Here is a 20,309-nt window from a genome sequence, read left to right as displayed (position 1 = left end):
GCCGGTGACTGACCGGCCGCACCCGACCGGTCAGCCGTTGAGCTTGGTCAGCCGGTCGTACGCGGTGACGTACTCCTCGACCAGCCGGTTGACCACGTCGGCGCTGCGCTCGATCTTGTTCATCATGCCGACCACCTGGCCGACCGGATTGAAGTTCACGTCCTTGGCCGCCTCGGGGTAGCGGTGTCCGCGCTTCACGCCGTCGAGGGCGACCATCATCTGCAGCGGCATGGGCAGCGGGTCGGGGTTCTCCGTGTCCTCCCACGCGTCGGTCCAGTCGTTGCGCAGCATGCGGCACGGCTTGCCGGTCCAGGAACGCGAGCGGATGGTGTCGTGGCTGGTGGCCTCGAGGTAGGTGTCCATCTGCGCGGGCGGCACATTGGCCTCCTCGACGGTCAGCCACAGCGAGCCGGTCCAGGCGCCCGCCGCGCCCATCGCCAGCGCCGCCGCGACCTGCGCGCCGTTGCCGATACCACCGGCGGCCAGCACCGGCGTATCGCCGATCGCGTCGATGACCTGCGGCCACAGCACCAGCGATGACACCTCGCCGCAGTGCCCGCCGCCCTCGGTGCCCTGGCAGACCACGAAGTCGAGCCCGGCCGCCTTGTGGTTCATGGCGTGCTTGACCGAACCGCACAGGGCGCCGATCACGCGGCCGGAATCCTGGATGCGCTTGACGACATCCTCGGGCGGAGTGCCGAGCGCGTTCGCGACCAGCTTCGCCTTCGGGTGGTTCAGGATCACGTCGACCTGCGGGCCCGCGGTGGTCGCGGTCCAGCCGAGCAGCTCGTTGTGGTGCTCACCGTCGGGCAGCGCGGGTACGCCGTGGTCGGCCAGGATCTTCTGGGCGAAGTCGCGATGGCCCTGCGGAACCATCTGCGCCAGCTGCTTCTCCAGCTGTTCGGGGGTCAGGCCTTCGACGCCCTTGCCCTCGTACTTCGACGGGATGACCAGGTCGACGCCGTAGATGCCGTTGACGTGCTCGTCGAGCCAGGCCAGCTCCACTTCGAGCTGTTCGGCGGTGAAGCCGACGGCGCCGAGCACGCCGAGTCCGCCCGCGTTGCTCACCGCTGCCACGACATCGCGGCAGTGAGTGAAGGCGAAGATGGGGAACTCGATGCCGAGTTGTTCGCAGAATTCGGTACGCATACCGAACTGTAACACGTTCTAGTTTGTTCGATAAGGGCAAATTTCAGACGGCCGCGGCCTCCAGCTCGGTCAGCGCGTCCTCCAGGTGATCGAGCAGTCGATGCAGGTCGGGCAGGGTGCGGCGGCAGCCGACCAGGCCGAAATCGAGGTTGTCGCCATTCGAGGTGAGGGTGATGTTCACGGCCTGGCCGTCGAGTGGGATCGACAGCGGGTAGCTCGCGTCCAGCCGCGAGCCGTTCCAGTACAGCGGCTCGCGCGCGCCCGGCACATTCGAGATGACGATGTTGAACGGCGGCGTCGCCATCGAGGCGAAACCGGGCAGCAGCATCGCCGCCATCGGGCTCAGCATCACCCCGGCGACCGCGAGCGTCTGGGCGGGGGTCAGCGAGCGGTAGACCTCCTTGTTGCGCCGCGTCGACTCGCTCACCACCCGCAGCCGCTCCAGCGGATCGGCGATGTCGGTGCCCAGATTGCACAGCAGCGCCGCGATCTTCACGCCCTGGGTGTCGGTGTCGTCCTCGTCGCGCAGCGACATCGGCACCATCGCGATCATCGGCTTGTCCGGCAGGGCGTCGCGCTCGAGCAGGTAGGCGCGCAGCGCGCCCGCCGACATCGCCAGCACCACATCGTTGACGGTGGTGCCCGTCGCCTTCTTCACCTGCTTGACCCGGTCCATCGACCAGGTGCGCACCACGCACTTACGCGCACCGCCGATCGGCACGTTGAACAGCGTGCGCGGCGCCTCGAACGGCAGCGTCAGCTGCTGCTGGAGCAGGCCGGTGCGGGTCGCCCGCATCAGCGCGGCGGTCGAGGAGCCCGCCGAGTTGAGGTTGCCGAGCAACCCGCCCAGCCGGGATCGGTGTTCGCGCGGTTCGTCCGTGCGCTGCTTGCGCGGCAGGTTCCACGGCGTCTTGATCTCGGTGGCGAAGGGATCGGTGGTGAGTGTGCGCCGCAACAGCCGCTGCGCCGACACGCCGTCGATCAGCGAGTGGTGCATCTTCGAGTACAGCGCGAACCGGCCGTCGGCCAGGCCCTCGACGAAGTGCAGCTCCCACATCGGGCGGTGCCGGTCGAGCAGGGCGCTGTGCAGCTTCGAGGCGTGATCGAGCAGCTGCCCGATCCGGCCCGGCGCGGGTAACGCGCTGCGCTGGACGTGATAGTCCAGGTCGACCTCGTGGTCCTGGGTCCAGGCCAGCTGGGGCGCGCCCAGCCAGGTGGCCGGCCGCTTGCGGAAGGTCGGCCTGCAGGTGTTGTCGGCGAGCAAGGTGTCGCGGAACTCGCGCAGATAGTCCGGGCCCGCGTCCTCCGGCGGCTCGAACAGTTGCAGTGAGCCCACATGCATCGGGTGCTCACGGGATTCCGCGAGCAGGAACAGCGCATCCAACGGCGCGATGAACTCCATCACAAATCGCCCCCTGACGAGAGTGGTTCGGTGCAAGTCTGTAGACAATCGACCACGCTGTCGGGCCGGCATGGTGACGCATCACATGCCGGGTTCCAAGTTACCCGGCTCACCCCGGTCACGTCAGGTGAACGGCCACTCCGCCGTACCTGCCGACGCCGGATGCTCGATCCGCGAACCCGACTGGACGCTCGAGCGGACAGGCGCACGCGCCGTTGCCGCACCCAGGTCAGACTTTGGCGGGCTCGGCCTGTAGCGCCTCGACCTCGTCCTCGGCGACCTCGGTGACGCGCAGCTCGGCGGTCTGCTCCTCGGCTTCCGGCTCGAAAGCCGCTTCCTCGACGGGAGTTTCGTCGACCAACTCGGCGACCGGCTCGACCACCGGCTCGGCCACCGGCGGCGCGGGCGCCGGAACCGGCGGGACCGCAGGGCCTTTCGTGGCGATGTCGATGCCGAGTTCGATCCGGGTCGTCTCCACCAGCGCCCGCTCCTGCTCGGCGGCATGGCGCATCGCCTTCTGCCACAGCGAGGCCATCTCCTCGAGCTCCTCGACCGTGGCCTCCACGTCGATATGCAGCTTCAGCCGCTGCATGGTGATGTGCTGGGCGGCGGTGAGGGTGCGCAGCAGGTCTTCGCACTTGTTCGGGATCCGGCGGTGCGCCACGACCCGCAGCCGGGTCAGCATGCCGTTCGGCCGATCCCAGATCACCTTGTGGATCTGCGCGCCGACGTTGTCGATCTCCTCCGCGGTGACGAGATCCCATTCCCCGCAGCTGGTCAGATCGGCACGCACCGAGGCCGAGGTCTCCAGGATCGAGGCGACCGCGGCGAGTACCGCCTCCCGGCGCCACGCCTCGTGATCGCGCTGGTCACCCACCATGTTCGACAGCTCGACATTGCGCTGTGCGGCGTCGAGTGCCTGCCTGCCGCGCTCGTCGGCCGCGGCGATGCCGTCGCGGTGGGTGCGGTTGTTGGCGATGACACCGACCAGAACTGCGGCGGCGACGACGAGCGAACCGAGGAGTGGGAGCCACTGAGTCACCCGCCGATCATTGCACCGAGGCACCGCACAGTCATCATGATCGGCGCGTTGCCTGGCGATGTCGCCCGGAGTGTCGTGGCCGGATATCGACGAAAGATGTCGGTCGCGCCACTCGCAGTGGCCGTTTCAAATCATAGGATGAACTGCGCGAGGGTGGATCTCGTCGCGGGATCGAAATGGTGGTGACGTGTGAGTAAGCGCGGGTGGGTGCTGTTCCTGGCGCTCGGCGTGATCTGGGGTGTGCCGTACGCGATGATCCGCATCGCGGTCGAGAGCGTCGACCCGGTGGTCGTCGCCTTCGGGCGGACCGCGATCGGTGGGCTGCTCCTGCTGCCGATCGCGCTGTACACCAACGCCTTCCGTGGTATCGCCGCCCGCTGGCGAATGTTGCTCGCCTACACCGCGGTAGAGATCGTCGGCCCGTGGGTGCTGCTCGGCTACGCCGAGAAGACACTGCACAGCTCGACCGTCGGCCTGCTCGTGGCCGCGGTGCCGCTGATCGCCATCGTCATCGTGACGTTGCTCGGCCACGATCGCTTCGACGGACGGCGCACGATCGGCCTGCTGATCGGCTTCGCCGGTGTCGCAACACTTGTCGGCCTCGACCTCGACCTGACCGACCCCGCCGCGCTGGCCGCCGTCGCGGTCACCACGATCGGCTACGCGATCGGCCCGATCATCTACGACCGCACCCTCGCCGACCTGCCCGCGCTCGGCGTCGTCACCGCGTCGCTGCTGCTGGCCGCGCTGGTCTACACCCCGTTCACCGCCGCGTCCTGGCCCGCGCACATCCCCGCCGACGCGGCCTGGTCGGTGCTCGGTCTCGCCGTGATCTGCACGGCCATCGCGTTTCTCGTCTTCTTCGCGCTCATCGCCGAGGTCGGCCCCGCGCGCGCCACCGTCATCACCTATATCAATCCGGCGGTCGCGATCGTCCTCGGCGTTGCGGCCCTCGGCGAACCGCTGACGATCGGGATGGCGATCGGGTTCCCGCTGGTCGTCATCGGTTCGATCATCGGTACCCGGAGTGCCACCCGGGTCAAGGACAGACTGCCCGCGCCCGCCGACAGCTGCTGAGAAACGACAATCCCCGGTGGGCGGCGTGGCCCACCGGGGATTGCTCGGTCTCGATCAGTTCGTCGGAGCCGGGGTGGTGGTCGTCGGCTCGACTGTCGTGGTCGGCGCCACCGTGGTGGTGGTCGGTGCCGGGGTGGTGGTCGTCGGCTCGGGCGCCGCGGCCTGGTTCGTCGCCGGTTCCTGCGCCGGAGCGGGCGTGGTGGTCGACGGCGTCGTCGTGGACGGGGCGACCGTCGTGGTCGAGGTGGTCGTGCTCGTGCCCGTCTTCGACGTGGTGGTCGGCGAGGACGTCTTGGCCGTGGTCGTCGACTTCGCCGTCGTGGTGCTCGGCGCCACCGCGGTGGTGGTCGTGGCCGGCTTCGTCGGTGCCGCCAGCGCGGCGGTCACGTCGTCATCGGTCGGCGCCGCCTTGGTGTCCACCGTCTCGCCTGCCTGCGCCTGCTTGGCCAGGTGGGTCAGCCACGCCGCCGCGTACTCGGCCGAGGTCAGCGGCTTGCCGTTGGCGGCGTCGGAGTCACGCCAGTAGTCGAAGTGATGACCGGTGCCGTTCGGGCCGAGGGTCAGCTGGTACGGATCGCTCATCGCCACCGGGATGGTGTTCTGGTTCGTCACGATCAGCCCGACGATCTCGTTGAACACCTTCTGCGGCAGGTACGCCAGCGGCGAGAGCTGCTCACCGGCGATGGTGTCGACCTTGGCGGGCGCCTTGGTCTCGCCCGGCTTGTAGTCCGGATCCGACACCTTCAGCAGCACGTCGAGGAAGGTCTCGTCGCTGGCCATCCAGTTCGGGTTGGCGGCGATGTCGGAGAAGGCCGCCATCGCGATCCGGCCGAGGGTGAAGGCCATGTCCTGGCCGGTGGCCGGGGTCAGGCCGTCGCGCTGCAGGTCGTCGACGTTGATCTGCCTGCCGACATTGGCGGCCAGCTGCAGCAGGGAGATGTTCTCCGGCGCCGCGCAGGTGAGGTCGCCCTCGGAGCAGAACGAGGCGATCTTGCCGTTGAGCGCACCGAAGTCGCCGCCGGTGGTCACGCCCTTGCCCGAGATCGGCTTGGTGCCGTCCTGGTACTTCTGGTCGAAGCCGTCCGGGTTGGCGAACGGGTCCTCGGCGCCGATGAAGGTGCCCTCGCCCGCCTTGCGACCGGCGTCGGCGAACATCACCACGCCGAGCACGTCGTCCGGGTCGACGACCGAGTAGCCGTCGGCGGGGTTGTCGTTGCCGATGCCCTCGGCGACGCGGCGCACCACGTCGGCGCCCTCGCTGTAGCCGACGATGGAGAACTTGGTGTCCGGGCAGGCGGCGGAGATCTCGCGCATCACCTGCTGGGTGTTGGCGACGCCCTGGTTGACCGCGTCCTCGTAGGTCCGCATGTCGGCCGGGTAGGCGATGTAGATCGCCGCGTACTGGCCCTCGGCCAGGTCGTCACGCGGCGCGTTCACCACCGGGTCGACCCAGACGCTGCTGTGATCGCCCGACAGCGCCGCCGGCAGCGGGTTGCCGTTGGCGTCGAGCAGCATCGCCGTGGTGCCCTCGACCGGGGTGTCGTTGCGACCGGCCACCGAGATGGTCACCATCTCGCGGCACTCGGTGACCGAGGTGGTCAGCTGGTAGGTGGGGGACTCGGGCTGCGACGTCACCGCGAACGACGCGGCGACAATGGCCGCGACACCGAGCGCCGCCGGTGCGGCGACAGCCGAAGCGATGCGATGTTTCGCAAGGAACTCGCGCAGATTCATATTCTGATCCCGTTCGAATGACCTACAGGTGGGCAGGCCCCCCGACGGGCCGTTTGTCACGACCTTTGTCGTCCCACTCAGCAAGATCGTTACTGCCGCGAACAGGAACCATTGCCCCCGGTTCCGGGGGCACCCGGCCCGGCCGCCGGGTCCGGCCTACCGGTCCTACCTCCCAGCCCGGAAACATTCGGCTACCGGAACGTCTCCGGGGTGGGCGGATTCTCGGTGGTAGGTCAGCCTATTCCGCTTCCGTTGGTCACCGGATGCTCCGCCATACCCTCGGGCAGCCATTGGGTGTGCGCGAGCGCCTCGAAAACGCAGATCAACAGCAATTTCCGGCCACGCTGTCCGCCGCTGAGCTCGGGTTCGGAGGAGGTTTCCTGACCGCGTACTCCGGCCGCGGCGCCGCGCCGAGGTCCCGGCTCGGACAGCATCCAGAACAGTTCCGGCCCCATCAGGGTCGAGCGACCACCTGTCTCGATGAACCAGCGTCCCGAGTATTCGATCATCAGATCGGTGAATGCTTCCGCATTGCCGATCGCTTCGGTGAGCTGGGTCATCGAACCCGATCGATCCAGACTGCTCTGAATGATCGAAGCCAATCGGATCGCGAGTTCCCGAAACTGTTCCAAACCTTGGTCCTGCCACACGGTCATCGCCATTTTCTGCTCCCTCGAGTGGTTTTGGGGTGACTGAGAACGTCGAGCGGCGTGCATAGTCAGAAACGTATGCCGGTCGTAGTGAACTGGGGTCCGTCGATGACATCCACGGACGTCGGCCAGTGCTGCGATCCGACACCGGTGGTCTGCCGTCTGGTGAACAGTGGCCCGGTGTTGTCGAGCGGGTAGACCTTCGGTACCTCCACCTCCACCTCGACGGGTGTGACGGTGGGCTCTGGTGCCGCGGCCTCGGCACTACCTTCGGCCGAGACCTGTCGGCCGCGTTCCCAGAGCATCAGCGTGAGATGCACGGCGAACAGCATCGTCAACGGCATGCCGGCGTAGATCGACATCGACACGACGCCGCCACCGATCTCGTTGGCATACTGGATATTTCCGGAAACAGAAATCAAGGTCGAGAAGGCGAACAACACGGTCGCGTACCACCAGCCCGCGCTCCACTGCCGGAACGAGGCGGTGGCGATGATGGAAGCGGCGACCAACCCGACTATGGCGATCGGCACGTTCGCCGCGAGTTCGGGCGGCACCAGATTTCGTATCGATAGATCATGTAAAGCGGCGAAGGACATTTGAAACGAATTGACCGCCACCACTGCCGTGACAATCAACGATGCGTGTGCCATCCGTGGTCTGAACGAACTCAACCGGCCAATAAAATGCAGATCCCCGCGCGACGTGTCCGGTCGCACAGTGTCATCTGCAGGTACCGCAGCTGTGATCGTGGTCATAGTCGGGGAGGTTACAGTGGCGACCCCTCGGCAACTCGACCGCCCGGCCTGGACGACCGGCGACGTTCCCCACAGCCCTGGCTATCGCCAATGTCGCAGCGTGGCAGCAATATCGCCGCACTTGGCTACCGCTGGGGAAGGCGGGGTCCGTTGGTGTTCAGGAAGACGACATCGCCCTTGCCCAGCGCACCGCCGGCATCGAGGGCGAGAGTCGCCGCCATGGCCTTCGCGGTATAGACGGGCTCGAGGATCAGCCCGGCGTCGGCGGCGAGTGCGCGGGCACGCTCACCCTGCTCGGTGGGGTGCCCGTAGCCCGCACCGAGCTGGTCCTCGACCGAGATCAGCCTCTCGGGCGCGAGCTCGAGCCGTGGCAGGGGAGCGCCACGCTTGCGCAAGAGCGCCTCGGTCCGTCGCGCGGACCGCAGCAGGGTGGTGGCATCCAGCCGAAGCTGATCGTTGACGACCACCCCGACCACCTTGGTCGACAGCCCCGCGAGCTCGAGCCCGAGCAGCAGCCCGGCCGCGGTCCCACCCGACCCGATCGCCGTGACGATATGCGTCGGTTCCGGCACCACACCCGCGGCGACCTGGTCAGCCAACTCCAGCGCAGCCTCGACATAGCCGAGCACGCCGACCGTCGACGACCCACCCGCGGGCAGCAGATAAGGAAGCTTGCCGCCTGCCGAATGCCGCGCGAGGAGATAGGGGACAGCCGCGATCGTGCGCGCCTTCGTATGGGTGAAATGCAGTGTGGCACCGCTGCGTTCGAGCCGCTCGAGTTGAGCGCGCACATGCTCGTCGACCGGCTGATCGACCAGCGCCAGCGCCGTCTTCAGCCCGTACTCCTTCGCGTACAACGCGGTAGCGAGTCCCCAATTCGTTCCCAGCCCACCGACGGTGAAGATCGTCCGCCGTCCCCGCCGCAGCGCATCGGGAATCAGCCACTCGAGCTTGCGGACCTTGTTTCCGCCCCACCCCCCGTCTCCGAAAACCCCATCGTCCTTGAGCCACAACTGCGCTGACCCGTCGGAAAGCCCGGACAGCGTGCGTACCGGAGTCGGCCCGGAACCGAGCCGGATGTGCGGCAACGTATTCCGTAGCTCTTCGAACCGTTCGTGCAGCAGCGCAGTCATACTCGCTTCCTATCTCCTTACTTCCCCGCCTGGTCGAGTTCCGCGACTTCGCGCACCGAGTCGGCGATGGCCCGGAAGTCCTTGCCCAGGATGGCACCGTGATTGCTGGGCACCTTAGCCCCGATGCGGACATTCGGGTTGCGGGTGGTCGCCGCGTCGAGCCCGCTGCGGATCTTCTCCTGCTCGTCGCGCTTGCTGCCGAACGACGTGCCCGAGGCGACCACATACCGCACCGGAACGGTGATCGCGTCCAGCACCGGACCCAGTTCGCTCTCGCGGGAGAGCTTGCCGAGCTCGATATTGCTCTCGGCCTGCTGCGCGGCGGTCATGCGGGGGGCCAACCCGGTCGGCCGCATCAACGGCATGAACCAGCTCAATCGCTTGAACAGCGTGCGAATCCGCTGCTCCATGGCATCGTCGAGCCAATCGTACGGAAACGCGCCGTCGACGAGCACCGCGCCGATGGCCCGTTCCGGATTCCGTTCGGCCCAATGCGCCCCGACCACCGCGCCGTAGGACCAGCCGACCACCAGCGCCCGGTCGACGCCCCTGGCCGCGAGCACCGCGTCGACATCGCGGACGGCGGCCTCGAAGGAGTAGTCGGCGGACAGCTTCGACTTCCTGCCACGCGCCCGTTCGTCGTAGGTGATGTGCCGGAACCCCGGCCCGAGCTCGGCGATGGTCTTGCGCCAGTAGCCCTGGGTAGCGAACTGCCCGTTGAGATAGACGACCGGGATCCCGTCACCACCGCTGTCGGTGACGGCCAGCGCCGTATCGTCGACGGCCACCATGCCGCTCCACGCGGTGTTCTTCGATTCGGTGCGGTTCGTGTGCTGCGCGGTCATGTCGCGATCACCCCTTCGGTTCGTCCTTCGTGATGACAACTACTTTCACGACCCGACCTGACACCGGCCTGACACGCGCCTGACGCATCCGCTGACACCGCACCGCGCGGTTTCCCGCCGACTCGGCTAGGCGGCCATAGAATTGGCTGTTCGCACATTTGCGGAGGACACCAGGGCAGTCGGATTTTCCGGTAACCAGGAAGGTGACCAATGTCCGTTTCTCGGAATGTTCTGGTGTTCGCCTGCACGCTGGGTCTCCTGGCGGCGGCATGTTCATCGAACGACACTGCGCAGGATTCGGGCTCGACCTCGGGCGCGCACCCGACGTTCTCCGGTGACGACCCGGCGAAAGCCGACGCCATCATGGAGATCGTCGACGACTACATGGCGGAAGCGCACCTGAAGTCGGTGATCGTGCGCGTGACGGTCGACGGCAAAGAGATCGTCACCGCGGCCAGAGGCGAGTCCATGACGGGCGTGCCCGCCACCACCGACATGCACTTCCGCAACGGCGCCGTCGCGATCTCCTACGTGTCGACCCTGCTGCTGATCCTGGCCGACGAGCGGAAACTGAGCCTCGACGACAAGCTCTCGAAATACCTGCCCGGAATTCCCGACGCCGACCGCGTGAATCTGCGTCAGCTGGCCCAGATGACCTCGGGTTACCACGATTTCGTGCTCGGGAACGAGAAATTCGCGGAGATCGCATTCGCGGATCCGTACAAGGCGTGGACCACCCAGGAACAACTCGCGCTGGCGATCGACGACCCCCTGTGGTTCGAGCCGGGAACCAACTGGGCCTACGCGCACACCAACTACGTACTCCTCGGGTTGGTGCTGGAGAAGGTCACCGGTAAGTCGCTCGCGGATGCCCTGCAGGAGAAGGTCCTCGGCCCGCTCGACCTGAAGAACACCGTGCCGAACCTCACGCCCTACATCCCCGAGCCGGTCCTGCACTCGTTCACCTCGGAACGACGCGAGTACTTCGAACTGGCGCCCGACGTCCCGTTCTACGAGGAATCGACCTACTGGAATCCGTCGTGGACGATCAGCCACGGTGCGATCCAGACGAGCAACATCTACGACCTCGAGCGCAGTGCCGTCGCCATCGGCAGCGGCGAACTGCTGTCCGAGGAGTCGTACCGGGCGATGACGACCACGGACCTGCGCGGCAAGACGACAACGGTCCCCGGTTGCGTCAACTGCCGCCCGCTCGACGATTTCCAGACCTACGGTCTCGGCCTGTGGCTCACCGGCGACTGGTCCTACCAGAACCCGCTGTTCTTCGGCGGCGCCGCGGTCAACGCCTACCTGCCGGCGCAGAAGATCGCGATCGCGGTCGCCGTCACCTTCCTGCCCCAAGCGTTCAGCGCCTCGGGCGGCTACTCGAACGGTGGTGACACGCTGTTCCGCAAGATCGGTGCGTATCTCGCGCCCGACGACGCCCCGCCGGTCAAGAAAGATGTTCCGCCGCAGGGCGGGTCGTAGCCGATGGCCGACTGGGACGGCGCGGGCTACGCCCACATCAGCGCACTCCAGCGGGCGATGGCGACGGACGCGGTGGAGTCGGTCACGGTCGCGGGTGCCGAGCGGGTGCTCGATGTGGGTTGTGGCGACGGCTATGTGACGCGTCTGATCGCGGCGCGGGTGCCCGGCGGTTCCGTGCTCGGCGTCGACCCGTCACCGCGGATGATCGAGGTCGCCCGCACGGCCGACGACCAGCTCACGAACGTCGAATTCCAGGTTGGCGATGTCACGACCATGACCTTCACCCGCGAGTTCGATCTCGTCGTCTCGTTCAACGCCCTGCACTGGGTGGTCGACCAGGAAACCGCCTACCGGCACATCGCCGCCGCCCTCACACCCGGCGGACGGGCGCTCGTGCAGTACGTCTGCGGCGGACCTCGCCCGAGCGTCGAGGACATCGCGATGGCGGTCACCGGCGATGCGCGGTGGGCGGCGGCATTCGCCGATTTCACGCGCCCCTACGTGCATATCGAACCCGGCGCGCTGATCGCGATCGCGGCGAGCGCAGGCTTCGAGCTCACCGCGCAATCCGTGACCGACCGCGAATGGGACTTCGGCTCCCGCGCGGCCTTCGCCCGGTGGTGCACGGTCGGCTTCGCCGACTGGACCGCCCGTCTACCCGCCACCGACGTCCCCGCTTTCGTGGATGAGGTGGTCGACCGCTACGAAGCCGTCATCGGCAGGCCGGGGCTGTTTCGATTCCTGCAGATGCGGGCCGAACTGTCGCGGCGCGCGAACGGATAAGTCCCCACCCTGATTCCGATCCTCGTCACCGCGACAATTCCGCCCGGCGTCGCATTCAGCCGATACTCCCACATTCGCTTGGAGCACGTGTGCGCGCTCGCTCCCGGCGACAGCTCGGAGTTGGCCGCGCACTGGTCGCGCCTGCGGCTGGAACGACTGCGCGGCGCTGCGGAGGTGGTGGCCGAGCACGCGTTGCGCGACGGCGAGGTGTCGGCGGTCGAGCGGAACGACATCACGGGAATGGCTGATCTGATCATCGCCACCCTCCTCGTCGGGCTGGAGCACCTGTGGTTGTTGGACGAGAACTTCGACATGGTCGCCGGCATGCGAGTATTCACCAAAATGCTCGCCAACCAGCTCGGTCTGCCCAGGTCAGAGGCCTGAATTTCGAGCCTACTTAACGCTAATTGGGCCAGCTTTGCATTAGTTGGTGAGTTTCCTCGGCGGTGCGGCTGGGATCGCGTACACCGATCCGGCGCTGCAGAATCCGGCGGCTGCTGTCGACTTCATCCAGACCGACCAGCGACACCATCGTGCCGATGATCACCTGGAACGACCTGAGCTACTCGCTGTCACCCGACGGTGCTGTCGGCCCCGCGGGACGTGGCAAGGGCGGAACCGGCGCCACGAAGTCCACGTGGGTGACCGGGCTCGCGACCATCGGGGTGTTGTCTCCCGGCGTCGAGGGCTCTGGCACTACCGCGGGCACGGCGGCGACCCGATACCGGGCGAGCTGAACGAACTGGCGCCGCACCGCGACTCCGACTACCTGGTCTCGCGCTATCTGGACTGGTTCGACCGCCACCTCAAAGACGAGTCCGTCGCACCGGCTCCCGAGTTCTCCTGGTTCCGCGACTGGATCTCCTACGAGGGCAACTCCGAACCCGCATACGCCACCGCACCCGATCTCGACGCCGCGGCCGTCCTCACCGGCCTTCCGCTCGGCCCCGGTGCCCACTCCGTGCGCTCAGGCCCCGATGCGAACCCCGAGGACGCCGCGGCCTGGACAAGCGAGCCGCTCACCAGTGATCTCGTGCAGGTCGGGGCACCCCAGGTGACACTGAACGTCTCCGGGGCGTCGGCGGCGACCGCCGCCGACGCGGCGGTGCTGTTCGTGACCGTGTACGACCTCGCCCCCGACGGCACCGCAACGCGCGTCGGCAACTCCGTTCCCACGCGCGTCAGCTCCGACACCACCGTGGAGGTGACGGTGCCCGCTGCCGTGCACCGCTTCGAACCAGGCCACCGCGTGCAGGTCACCGTCGCGGGGGGCAGCCGATGGTTTCCGCAGCGGACTGGTGCCACGCGAGGTATCCGTCGCCGTCGCGAGCCTCGGACTACCAGTCGCTCGCGACGCGAACTGAACAACCGGCGCGTCGATGGCCGACGCGGTGTCAGGTCGGTGTCAGGTGGGTGTCAGTCGGACCGGCGACGATAGACACCACTTTCACACCGCAGGAGGAATTTTGACACGTGAACTGGTTTACACGGGCTTCATGTCGCTCGACGGCGTAGTGGACTCGCCGGGCGGCAAGGAGGAAGGGCACCGCAGCGGCGGCTGGGTGATGGACACCGAGTTCGTCCCCGAGGCCTACTCGCTCAAGGGTGAAGAACTCGCTCACACGACCGCACTGATGTTCGGCCGGCGCAGCTACGAGGCGTTCGCCCCGTTCTGGCGCGACTCCGCGGATCACGCCGCTTACAAGGAGCTTCCCAAGTACGTGGTCTCGACCAGCCTCACCGACGACGCCGTGATCGAGGGATGGGGTCCGATCACGATCCTGCGGTCGATCGACGACATCGCCGCGCTGAAGGCAAGCGAGGGTGGTGCCATCTTCATCCACGGCAGCGCCGAGCTGGCCCGGCGTCTGTCCGACGCCGATCTGATCGACCGGTACAACCTGCTCGTGTTCCCGGTGCTCCTGGGCGAGGGCAAGAGCCTGTTCAACAGGGTCGATCGGGACAAGCAGCAGCTGCGCCTGCGGGATTCCGCGACGTACTCCAACGGCGTGGCCAAGCTCGTCTACGACGTCGTGCGCTGAGCAGCGGACCTGGGGCCTGCGGACTTCATCCCGACACTCTGGAAAACCGCAGGCCCCGCCTCCGCCTCACCGCGATCGGACCTCTTCCCGCTGTAAGTCGTCGAACCGGGCACGTGCCTGCTCGACCTCGGGCAAGGTGTCGGTGGTCCAGAGCAGCAGTGCGTCGATGAGTCCCTGCAGAGTCCGGCCGATCTGGGAGATGCGGTATTCGACGGCGACCGGCCGGGTTTGGGTCACCACCCGCTCGACCATCCCATTGCGTTCCAGTCGACGCAGCGCCGCCGTGAGCGATTTCTGCGTCACCACCGGAATCGCCCTGCGGAGTTCGTTGAACCGCAACGGCTGATCGCACAGCGCCTCCATGATCTGCAGCGACCACTTGTCGAGCATCTGATCGAGCAACTCACGGTGCTGCGCGGTGAGCTGGGGGACCTCGTCGGTTTCCTGCATGACACCTAGTCTCGTTGAAGTGCCCTTCGAATACCACGTATACATCGGATACCTAGTCCGATCGTGAAGGGAACCACCCATGACAGTGCAGCTCATGACCCCGCCGAACATGTTCGGTCCCGTTCCGTACCACCATGTTTCGATCAGCACCGGCACGCGCCATGTCCACGTCGCCGGTCAGATCGCCCGCGACGCCGACGGCAACCGGGTAGCCGAGGGTGACCTCGCGGGCCAGCTCGCCCAATCCCTGCGCAACACCGCCCGCGGCCTGGCCGGCGCAGGCGCCACCTTCGCCGACGTCGTCCGCCTCCGCTTCTTCGTCACCAACTGGACCCCCGACAAATACGCCGACTTCCTCGACGGCATCAACCAGGTCGCCGCAGAACTCGCCCTACCCAACCCGCTCCCACCCCTGTCCGCCATCGGCGTCGACTACCTCTTCGAACCCGACGTCCTGGTCGAGGTGGAGGCCTACGCCGTCGTCGACTGACCCGACACGAAAGTCGCCTGCGACTCAGCCCCTCGCCATGTCCACGAACCGGCTCAGGTGCAGCTGGTGGGCGACCGTGATGGTGGCGGTGGGGCCGTTACGGTGCTTGCCGACGATGAGGTCGGCCTCGCCACCGCGGGGGTCGTCGCGTTCGAAGGCATCGGGGCGGTGCAGCAGGATGACCATGTCGGCGTCCTGTTCCAGCGAGCCGGACTCACGGAGGTCGGACACCATGGGCCGCTTGTCCGTTCGCTGTTCCGGACCACGGTTCAGCTGCGAGATCGCGATCACCGGAACTTCGAGTTCCTTGGCGAGAAGCTTGAGATGTCGCGAGAATTCCGAGACTTCCTGCTGCCGGGATTCGACCTTCTTACCCGAGCTCATCAGCTGGAGGTAGTCCACCACAACGAGTTTCAGATCATGACGCTGCTTCAACCGCCGCGCCTTCGCCCGAATCTCCATCATCGTCAAGTTCGGCGAATCGTCGACGAACAACGGCGCCTCACTGATCTCACTCATCCGCCGAGCCAGCTTGGTCCAGTCGTCATCACTCATCCGCCCCGACCGCATATCACCGAGCTTGATCTTCGCCTCCGCCGACAACAGACGCATGACGATCTCGGTCCGGCTCATCTCGAGCGAGAAGATGACACTGGCCATCCCATGCTTGATCGAGCAACTCCGCATGAAATCCATTCCCAGGGTCGACTTACCAACTCCAGGTCGGGCGGCGACGATGATCATCTGGCCTGCGTGCAGGCCGTTGGTGAGTTCGTCGAGTTCGGTGAAGCCGGTGGGGACGCCGAGGGAGATGCCGCCGCGGGAAGCGATGGAGTCGATTTCGTCCATGGTGGGCTGGAGGAGTTCCTCCAGCGGGGTGAAGTCTTCGGTGGTGCGGCGCTCGGTGACCTCGTAGATCTCGGCCTGGGCGCGGTCGACGACTTCGGCGACGTCCTGGCCGTCGGCGCCCGCATAGCCGAACTGGACGATGCGGGTGCCCGCTTCGACGAGGCGGCGCAGGATGGCCTTCTCGGCGACGATCTCGGCGTAGAAGCCGGCGTTGGCGGCCGTCGGGACGGTCTGGGTGAGGGTGACCAGGTAGGGCGGGCCGCCGATGCGCTTGAGTTCGCCGCGGCGGTCGAGTCCGGCGGCGACGGTGACGGGGTCGGCGGGTTCGCCGCGGCCGTACAGGTCGAGGATGGTGTCGTAGACGGCCTGGTGGGCGGGGCGGTAGAAGTCGCCGGGGCGCAGCACCTCGACCACGTCGGCGATGGCGTCCTTGCTCAGCAGCATGCCGCCGAGGACGGACTGCTCCGCGGCCATGTCGTGCGGGGGCTGGCGGCCGAAGTCCTCGCCGGGGGGTTCGGGCGGGAAGTCAGTATGCGCGCGGTCACCGGTGGTGGTCACCAGAATCGACCGTCCTCTCTGCCCGCAGAACCGGGGGTTTCACATCGATGAACTCGTTGTACTCCCGGGCACCGACACGGATGTCAGCAATCGGTTGCCTGCGTGATTCCCGGGGTCGCGCGCAGGGCAATGCGACGAACCTAGGCGACGTTTCGGGGCGCCGCCAACCCCATATGTGCACACAACTGTGGATAACTTGGGGGTAGTTCACCCAGTGTTGTGCAGCTCCTGTGGAAAACGTGGGGAAAACCCTGGTCAGTGCGGTGGAACGCCCTGCTAGGCCCCCTTTTACCCAACTCTCCACCTGTGGATGAAAGAAGTTCCGGCGTGTCGGTCAAGGTGAACGGCCGGGCGTGTTGGGTAAACAGCGATGGTGCACGCTATGACTGGAGTCACAAATCTGCCGGTCGGTTTCCGCAGTCATCCACAGGCTGAATAACCGGAGGTCAGCGAATTGCCGACCGTCGGCCGCCTCGGGTGACCTGCACGGGAGCGATCTTCGGCTATCGTCCAGTTATCGCTATTTCGACCGGAAAAAGGCAACGAGAAACCACCCCCATGTCGAACACGGGGGTGGTTCTCAGCGAACTCAGTTCGCGGCAACCTCGAGGTTGAACTTGGCAGCCACATCGGGGTGCAGGTGCACCACGATGCCGTGCTTGCCGGTCGCCTTGATGTGCGACTTCGGCAGCTCGATGCTGCGCTTGTCCACCACGGGGCCACCGGCAGCCTTGATGGCGGCGGCGACATCGGCGGTGGTGACCGAACCGAACAGCTTGCCGCTGTCGGCGGTCTTCACAGCCAGCGAGACCGAGTCCAGGCCCTCGATGGCCTGCTTCAGCTCGTTGGCGTGATCGAGGTCGCGCACCTTACGGGCGTCCTGCGCCCGGCGGATGCCCTCGACCTGCTTCTGGGCGCCACGGGTGGCCACGATGGCCAGACCGCGGGGCAGCAGGTAGTTGCGGCCGTAGCCGTCCTTGACCTCGACGAGATCGCCCGGGGCACCGAGGTTGTCGACATCAGCGGTGAGGATGAGCTTCATCTGTCTGACTCCCTTTCTCAGCGAGCGGTCGACACGTAAGGCAGCAGGGCCACCTCACGCGAGTTCTTGACGGCGACAGCGATATCACGCTGGTGCTGGACGCAGTTGCCGGTGACGCGGCGAGCACGGATCTTGCCGCGATCGCTGACGTACTTACGCAGCAGCGTGGTGTCCTTGTAATCGATATTGACGATTCCGGACTTGCTCTCCTTGCAGAAAGTGCAAGCCTTCTTCTTCAGTACCTTTTCGCGCGCGGGCGCTTTAGGCATGGTCTTCTCTCCGTACTATGAGTGCCGTTCCTCAGAACGGCGGTTCGTCATCCATGCGGCCGCCGCCCCCGAAGGAGCCGGCCGCGGGCGCGCTACCCCACGGATCGTCGTTGCCGGCGTTACCGCCGCCCGACTGTCCGCCGCCACTGTTGGCGTTGTAGCCGCCTGCGCTTGCACCACCGCCGGCATTGCCGGAACCACCACCGAAGCCACCGCCTCCGCCGCCGCGACCGGCCTTGGAGACCTTGGCAGTCGCGTAGCGCAGCGAGGGGCCGACCTCGTCGACCTCGAGTTCGACGACCGTGCGCTTCTCACCCTCGCGGGTTTCGTAGGAGCGCTGCTTGAGCCGTCCGCTCACGATCACGCGAGCGCCTCGGGTCAGGCTCTCGGCGACGTTCTCCGCTGCTTCACGCCAGATGTTGCAGCGCAGGAACAGGGCCTCGCCGTCTTTCCATTCGTTCGAATTGCGATCGAACACGCGGGGAGTCGAAGCGACGGTGAAATTTGCCACCGCTGCGCCCGCGGGCGTGAAACGAAGCTCAGGGTCTGCCGTCAAGTTTCCGATGACGGTGATGACCGTGTCGCCTGCCATGGGGGTTCCTCCTGCTCGGGGTGCAGTCCGCGTCTCGCTGTCGCGCTAGAGCCTAAAGATAGGCACCGACGAAAACGAGAGTTCGCTCTGCGGACTACTTGTCGTTGCGCAGAACCTTGGTGCGCAGCACCGTCTCGTTCAGGCCCAGCTGGCGATCGAGCTCGCTCACGGTGGCCGGGGTCGCGGTCAGATTGACGACCGCGTAGATGCCTTCGGCCTGCTTGGCGATCTCGTAGGCGAGCCGGCGGCGGCCCCAGATGTCGACCTTGTCGACCTTGCCGCCCTCGGTCTTGACGACGTTGAGCAGGTTATCCAGGGACTGCCCGACGATGCGCTCGTCCAGGCTGGGGTCGAGGATGACCATCACTTCATATTGACGCACGGACCAATCACCTCCTGTGGACTAGGAAACGGCCATGGACTTTCCATGGCAGGAGGGTTCGTTGCGTCAGCAACCCGGTAAGGCTACATGAGCGGGTCCTGAGCAGCGAAATCGATCTACCCCGCGGGTGGGCTCCTGGATCGCCGCGCCGCCGCATAATGTGGTCGACATGACCACAGCCGACCCACAGCAGCGCGCAGCACGTGGCGCGGCGCGGGCCACGGCGCTGACGTTCCTGATCGTGCTGTTGTGCGCGCTCACCCTCGCGATGGCCTACGCCAACAAGGCGCGCTGCGCGGGCGGCGCGATCGATGAATCCGGTCGCAGCCAGGTATTCGACGTCCGCAAGGATTCGGATGTCTGCTATTCCGATATCCAGTTCCTCTGGATCGGCCGCGATATCGACAATCACGTGTTCCCGTATGTCGACGGCGGGATCACCGAGGAGGGCGCGCTCACCGGCGGCGCGGTGGAGTATCCGGTGCTCAGCGGCGTGCTCATGTGGGCAGGCGCGATCGGGGTCACCAACGACGCGGATTTCCTGTGGCATTCGGCGCTGCTGCTCACGCCGTTCGCGCTGCTGACGGCCTGGATGCTGGCCCGGCTGGCAGGCCCGGCCGCGTTGCTGTGGGCGATCGGCCCGCCGCTGGTGCTCTACGCCTTCCACAACTGGGAACTGCCGGTCGTGTGCACCGCGGTGGCGGCGGTCTACGTGATGTCCATGTTGACCGGCCTGTCGATACGCACCCGCGGCATCATCGCCGCGGTACTGCTCGCCATCGGCTTCTGCTTCAAGCTCTATCCGGGCATCTTCCTGCTGCCGCTGGCGGTCTACATCCTCACCGGGGGCGCGCCGCGAGACGCGCGGCGAGTGCGCGATCTGGACGTGGCTGGCGCGGCCCAGGCACTGCTGGCGGCGATGGGCACGGTGGCAGCGGTGAATCTGCCGTTCGTGGTAGCGGGGGTGGAGGGCTGGCGGGCCTCGATCACCTTCCAGCAGATGCGCCAGGCCGACATCACCACGAACTCGATCTGGTACTGGGGACATCAGCTGATCTTCGGCCGCGACGCCGAGACGACGACCACCTGGCACGACATGGTCGCCCTCGCCTCGCCCGCGCTGATCCTGGCGTCGTTCGTGCTGGCGATGTGGCTGGGCCTGCGTCGTTGGACGCCGGCCTCGCCCTTCCCGTGGGTGGGTGTGAGCGGCGCGATGCTGTGCGGATTCATGCTTTTCCACAAGGTCCACTCACCCCAGTACACCCTGTGGATAATTCCGTTCCTGGTGCTGCTGCGGGTGCCGTGGTCGCTGGTCGCGGCGTATCTGGTGGCCGACGCGGCGGTGGGCGTCGGCGTGTTCCGCTACTTCGCCGCGCTGGGTTCGGGCGAGGGGGTGGAGCTGATGGAGGGGATCGTCCAGTTCGGTGTGTGGCTGCGCACCGCCCTGCTCCTCGTGCTGTTCTTCCTGTTCCTGCGGGCCGGGCTGCGCGGGGCGCGCCGGGCCGGCTCGGCCGTCGCGCCCCTCGAGCGACGCGAACTCCAGCCGGCCGCCTGAGAAACGACAGCGGCGGCGG

At 66.7% G+C, this 20,309-nt stretch carries 23 protein-coding genes; 8 read left to right on the top strand and 15 right to left on the bottom strand.

Going from position 1 to position 20,309, the window contains the following annotated elements:
- Positions 1-30: 30 nt before the first annotated feature.
- From IEY60_RS22030 to IEY60_RS22020, 3 genes are all read right to left on the bottom strand, one after another.
- Positions 31-1,149 carry an NAD(P)H-dependent flavin oxidoreductase gene (locus tag IEY60_RS22030; RefSeq protein ID WP_189031545.1) on the bottom strand — a complete coding sequence of 373 codons (1,119 nt, stop codon included), beginning with the start codon at positions 1,147-1,149 and terminating at the stop codon, positions 31-33.
- A gap of 43 nt (positions 1,150-1,192) precedes the next feature.
- Positions 1,193-2,551, bottom strand: coding sequence for a WS/DGAT/MGAT family O-acyltransferase (locus tag IEY60_RS22025; protein ID WP_189031543.1), 1,359 nt, complete (start codon positions 2,549-2,551; stop codon positions 1,193-1,195).
- Between the two features lie 229 nt (positions 2,552-2,780).
- Positions 2,781-3,593, bottom strand: a complete 813-nt coding sequence (locus IEY60_RS22020) for a hypothetical protein (RefSeq protein WP_189031541.1) — start codon at positions 3,591-3,593, stop codon at positions 2,781-2,783.
- Between the two features lie 189 nt (positions 3,594-3,782).
- On the opposite strand from IEY60_RS22020, the gene IEY60_RS22015 reads away from it, so the two are divergent.
- Positions 3,783-4,670 carry a DMT family transporter gene (locus tag IEY60_RS22015; protein WP_189031538.1) on the top strand — a complete coding sequence of 296 codons (888 nt, stop codon included), beginning with the start codon at positions 3,783-3,785 and terminating at the stop codon, positions 4,668-4,670.
- Between the two features lie 54 nt (positions 4,671-4,724).
- Here the strand turns inward: IEY60_RS22015 and IEY60_RS22010 are convergent, their stop codons facing one another.
- The 5 genes from IEY60_RS22010 to IEY60_RS21990 all read right to left on the bottom strand — a co-directional run bounded on the left by IEY60_RS22010 (position 4,725) and on the right by IEY60_RS21990 (position 9,790).
- Entirely contained in the window at positions 4,725-6,404 is a 1,680-nt protein-coding gene (locus IEY60_RS22010) for a cutinase family protein (RefSeq protein WP_189031536.1), read from the bottom strand.
- A 233-nt stretch (positions 6,405-6,637) separates the two neighbouring features.
- On the bottom strand, positions 6,638-7,066 hold the full coding sequence (locus IEY60_RS22005; RefSeq protein WP_189031534.1) for a hypothetical protein: 429 nt from the start codon (positions 7,064-7,066) through the stop codon (positions 6,638-6,640).
- A 56-nt stretch (positions 7,067-7,122) separates the two neighbouring features.
- The gene (locus IEY60_RS22000) at positions 7,123-7,812 is read right to left on the bottom strand and encodes a DUF2637 domain-containing protein (RefSeq protein WP_189031532.1); all 690 of its coding nucleotides are present in this window, start codon (positions 7,810-7,812) and stop codon (positions 7,123-7,125) included.
- A gap of 125 nt (positions 7,813-7,937) precedes the next feature.
- Positions 7,938-8,945: a 1-aminocyclopropane-1-carboxylate deaminase/D-cysteine desulfhydrase gene (locus tag IEY60_RS21995; protein WP_189031530.1), complete on the bottom strand. Its 1,008-nt coding sequence runs from the start codon at positions 8,943-8,945 to the stop codon at positions 7,938-7,940.
- 17 nt (positions 8,946-8,962) lie between these two features.
- Positions 8,963-9,790 (bottom strand): alpha/beta fold hydrolase, encoded by an 828-nt coding sequence (locus IEY60_RS21990; protein ID WP_189031528.1) that lies wholly within the window; start codon positions 9,788-9,790, stop codon positions 8,963-8,965.
- Between the two features lie 210 nt (positions 9,791-10,000).
- Between IEY60_RS21990 and IEY60_RS21985 the strand changes: the two genes are divergently transcribed.
- The 3 genes from IEY60_RS21985 to IEY60_RS21975 all read left to right on the top strand — a co-directional run bounded on the left by IEY60_RS21985 (position 10,001) and on the right by IEY60_RS21975 (position 12,445).
- The gene (locus IEY60_RS21985) at positions 10,001-11,278 is read left to right on the top strand and encodes a serine hydrolase domain-containing protein (protein ID WP_189031526.1); all 1,278 of its coding nucleotides are present in this window, start codon (positions 10,001-10,003) and stop codon (positions 11,276-11,278) included.
- A gap of 3 nt (positions 11,279-11,281) precedes the next feature.
- Entirely contained in the window at positions 11,282-12,061 is a 780-nt protein-coding gene (locus IEY60_RS21980) for a class I SAM-dependent methyltransferase (RefSeq protein WP_189031524.1), read from the top strand.
- A gap of 120 nt (positions 12,062-12,181) precedes the next feature.
- Positions 12,182-12,445 carry a hypothetical protein gene (locus tag IEY60_RS21975; protein WP_189031522.1) on the top strand — a complete coding sequence of 88 codons (264 nt, stop codon included), beginning with the start codon at positions 12,182-12,184 and terminating at the stop codon, positions 12,443-12,445.
- A gap of 19 nt (positions 12,446-12,464) precedes the next feature.
- Here the strand turns inward: IEY60_RS21975 and IEY60_RS21970 are convergent, their stop codons facing one another.
- A complete protein-coding gene (locus tag IEY60_RS21970) occupies positions 12,465-12,608 on the bottom strand; it encodes a hypothetical protein (RefSeq protein WP_189031520.1) in 144 nt (47 codons plus the stop codon).
- Between the two features lie 90 nt (positions 12,609-12,698).
- Between IEY60_RS21970 and IEY60_RS21965 the strand changes: the two genes are divergently transcribed.
- Both IEY60_RS21965 and IEY60_RS21960 read left to right on the top strand, forming a co-directional pair.
- Positions 12,699-13,499, top strand: coding sequence for a CocE/NonD family hydrolase C-terminal non-catalytic domain-containing protein (locus IEY60_RS21965; protein ID WP_189031518.1), 801 nt, complete (start codon positions 12,699-12,701; stop codon positions 13,497-13,499).
- Positions 13,500-13,527: 28 nt separating this feature from the next.
- Positions 13,528-14,103 carry a dihydrofolate reductase family protein gene (locus IEY60_RS21960; protein ID WP_229740030.1) on the top strand — a complete coding sequence of 192 codons (576 nt, stop codon included), beginning with the start codon at positions 13,528-13,530 and terminating at the stop codon, positions 14,101-14,103.
- Positions 14,104-14,169: 66 nt separating this feature from the next.
- On the opposite strand, the gene IEY60_RS21955 is transcribed toward IEY60_RS21960, so the two are convergent.
- A complete protein-coding gene (locus IEY60_RS21955; protein WP_189031514.1) occupies positions 14,170-14,553 on the bottom strand; it encodes a winged helix-turn-helix transcriptional regulator in 384 nt (127 codons plus the stop codon).
- Positions 14,554-14,632: 79 nt separating this feature from the next.
- On the opposite strand from IEY60_RS21955, the gene IEY60_RS21950 reads away from it, so the two are divergent.
- Positions 14,633-15,043, top strand: a complete 411-nt coding sequence (locus tag IEY60_RS21950) for a Rid family hydrolase (RefSeq protein ID WP_189031512.1) — start codon at positions 14,633-14,635, stop codon at positions 15,041-15,043.
- 24 nt (positions 15,044-15,067) lie between these two features.
- Here IEY60_RS21950 and dnaB read toward each other — a convergent pair whose 3' ends face one another.
- From dnaB to rpsF, 5 genes are all read right to left on the bottom strand, one after another.
- Positions 15,068-16,450, bottom strand: coding sequence for a replicative DNA helicase (gene dnaB / locus IEY60_RS21945; protein WP_189031510.1), 1,383 nt, complete (start codon positions 16,448-16,450; stop codon positions 15,068-15,070).
- A gap of 589 nt (positions 16,451-17,039) precedes the next feature.
- The gene (gene rplI, locus IEY60_RS21940) at positions 17,040-17,492 is read right to left on the bottom strand and encodes a 50S ribosomal protein L9 (protein ID WP_189031508.1); all 453 of its coding nucleotides are present in this window, start codon (positions 17,490-17,492) and stop codon (positions 17,040-17,042) included.
- 17 nt (positions 17,493-17,509) lie between these two features.
- On the bottom strand, positions 17,510-17,761 hold the full coding sequence (gene rpsR, locus IEY60_RS21935; protein ID WP_019050001.1) for a 30S ribosomal protein S18: 252 nt from the start codon (positions 17,759-17,761) through the stop codon (positions 17,510-17,512).
- 31 nt (positions 17,762-17,792) lie between these two features.
- Positions 17,793-18,353 carry a single-stranded DNA-binding protein gene (locus IEY60_RS21930; RefSeq protein ID WP_019050000.1) on the bottom strand — a complete coding sequence of 187 codons (561 nt, stop codon included), beginning with the start codon at positions 18,351-18,353 and terminating at the stop codon, positions 17,793-17,795.
- A gap of 94 nt (positions 18,354-18,447) precedes the next feature.
- Positions 18,448-18,735: a 30S ribosomal protein S6 gene (gene rpsF, locus IEY60_RS21925; protein WP_189031506.1), complete on the bottom strand. Its 288-nt coding sequence runs from the start codon at positions 18,733-18,735 to the stop codon at positions 18,448-18,450.
- 169 nt (positions 18,736-18,904) lie between these two features.
- Between rpsF and IEY60_RS21920 the strand changes: the two genes are divergently transcribed.
- A complete protein-coding gene (locus IEY60_RS21920; RefSeq protein ID WP_189031504.1) occupies positions 18,905-20,290 on the top strand; it encodes a glycosyltransferase family 87 protein in 1,386 nt (461 codons plus the stop codon).
- Positions 20,291-20,309: the final 19 nt, after the last annotated feature.

The organism is Nocardia rhizosphaerihabitans (assembly GCF_014646295.1).
In the GTDB taxonomy this organism is placed as follows: Bacteria; Actinomycetota; Actinomycetes; order Mycobacteriales; family Mycobacteriaceae; genus Nocardia; species Nocardia rhizosphaerihabitans.
This window is presented reverse-complemented; position numbering and strand designations above follow the sequence as displayed.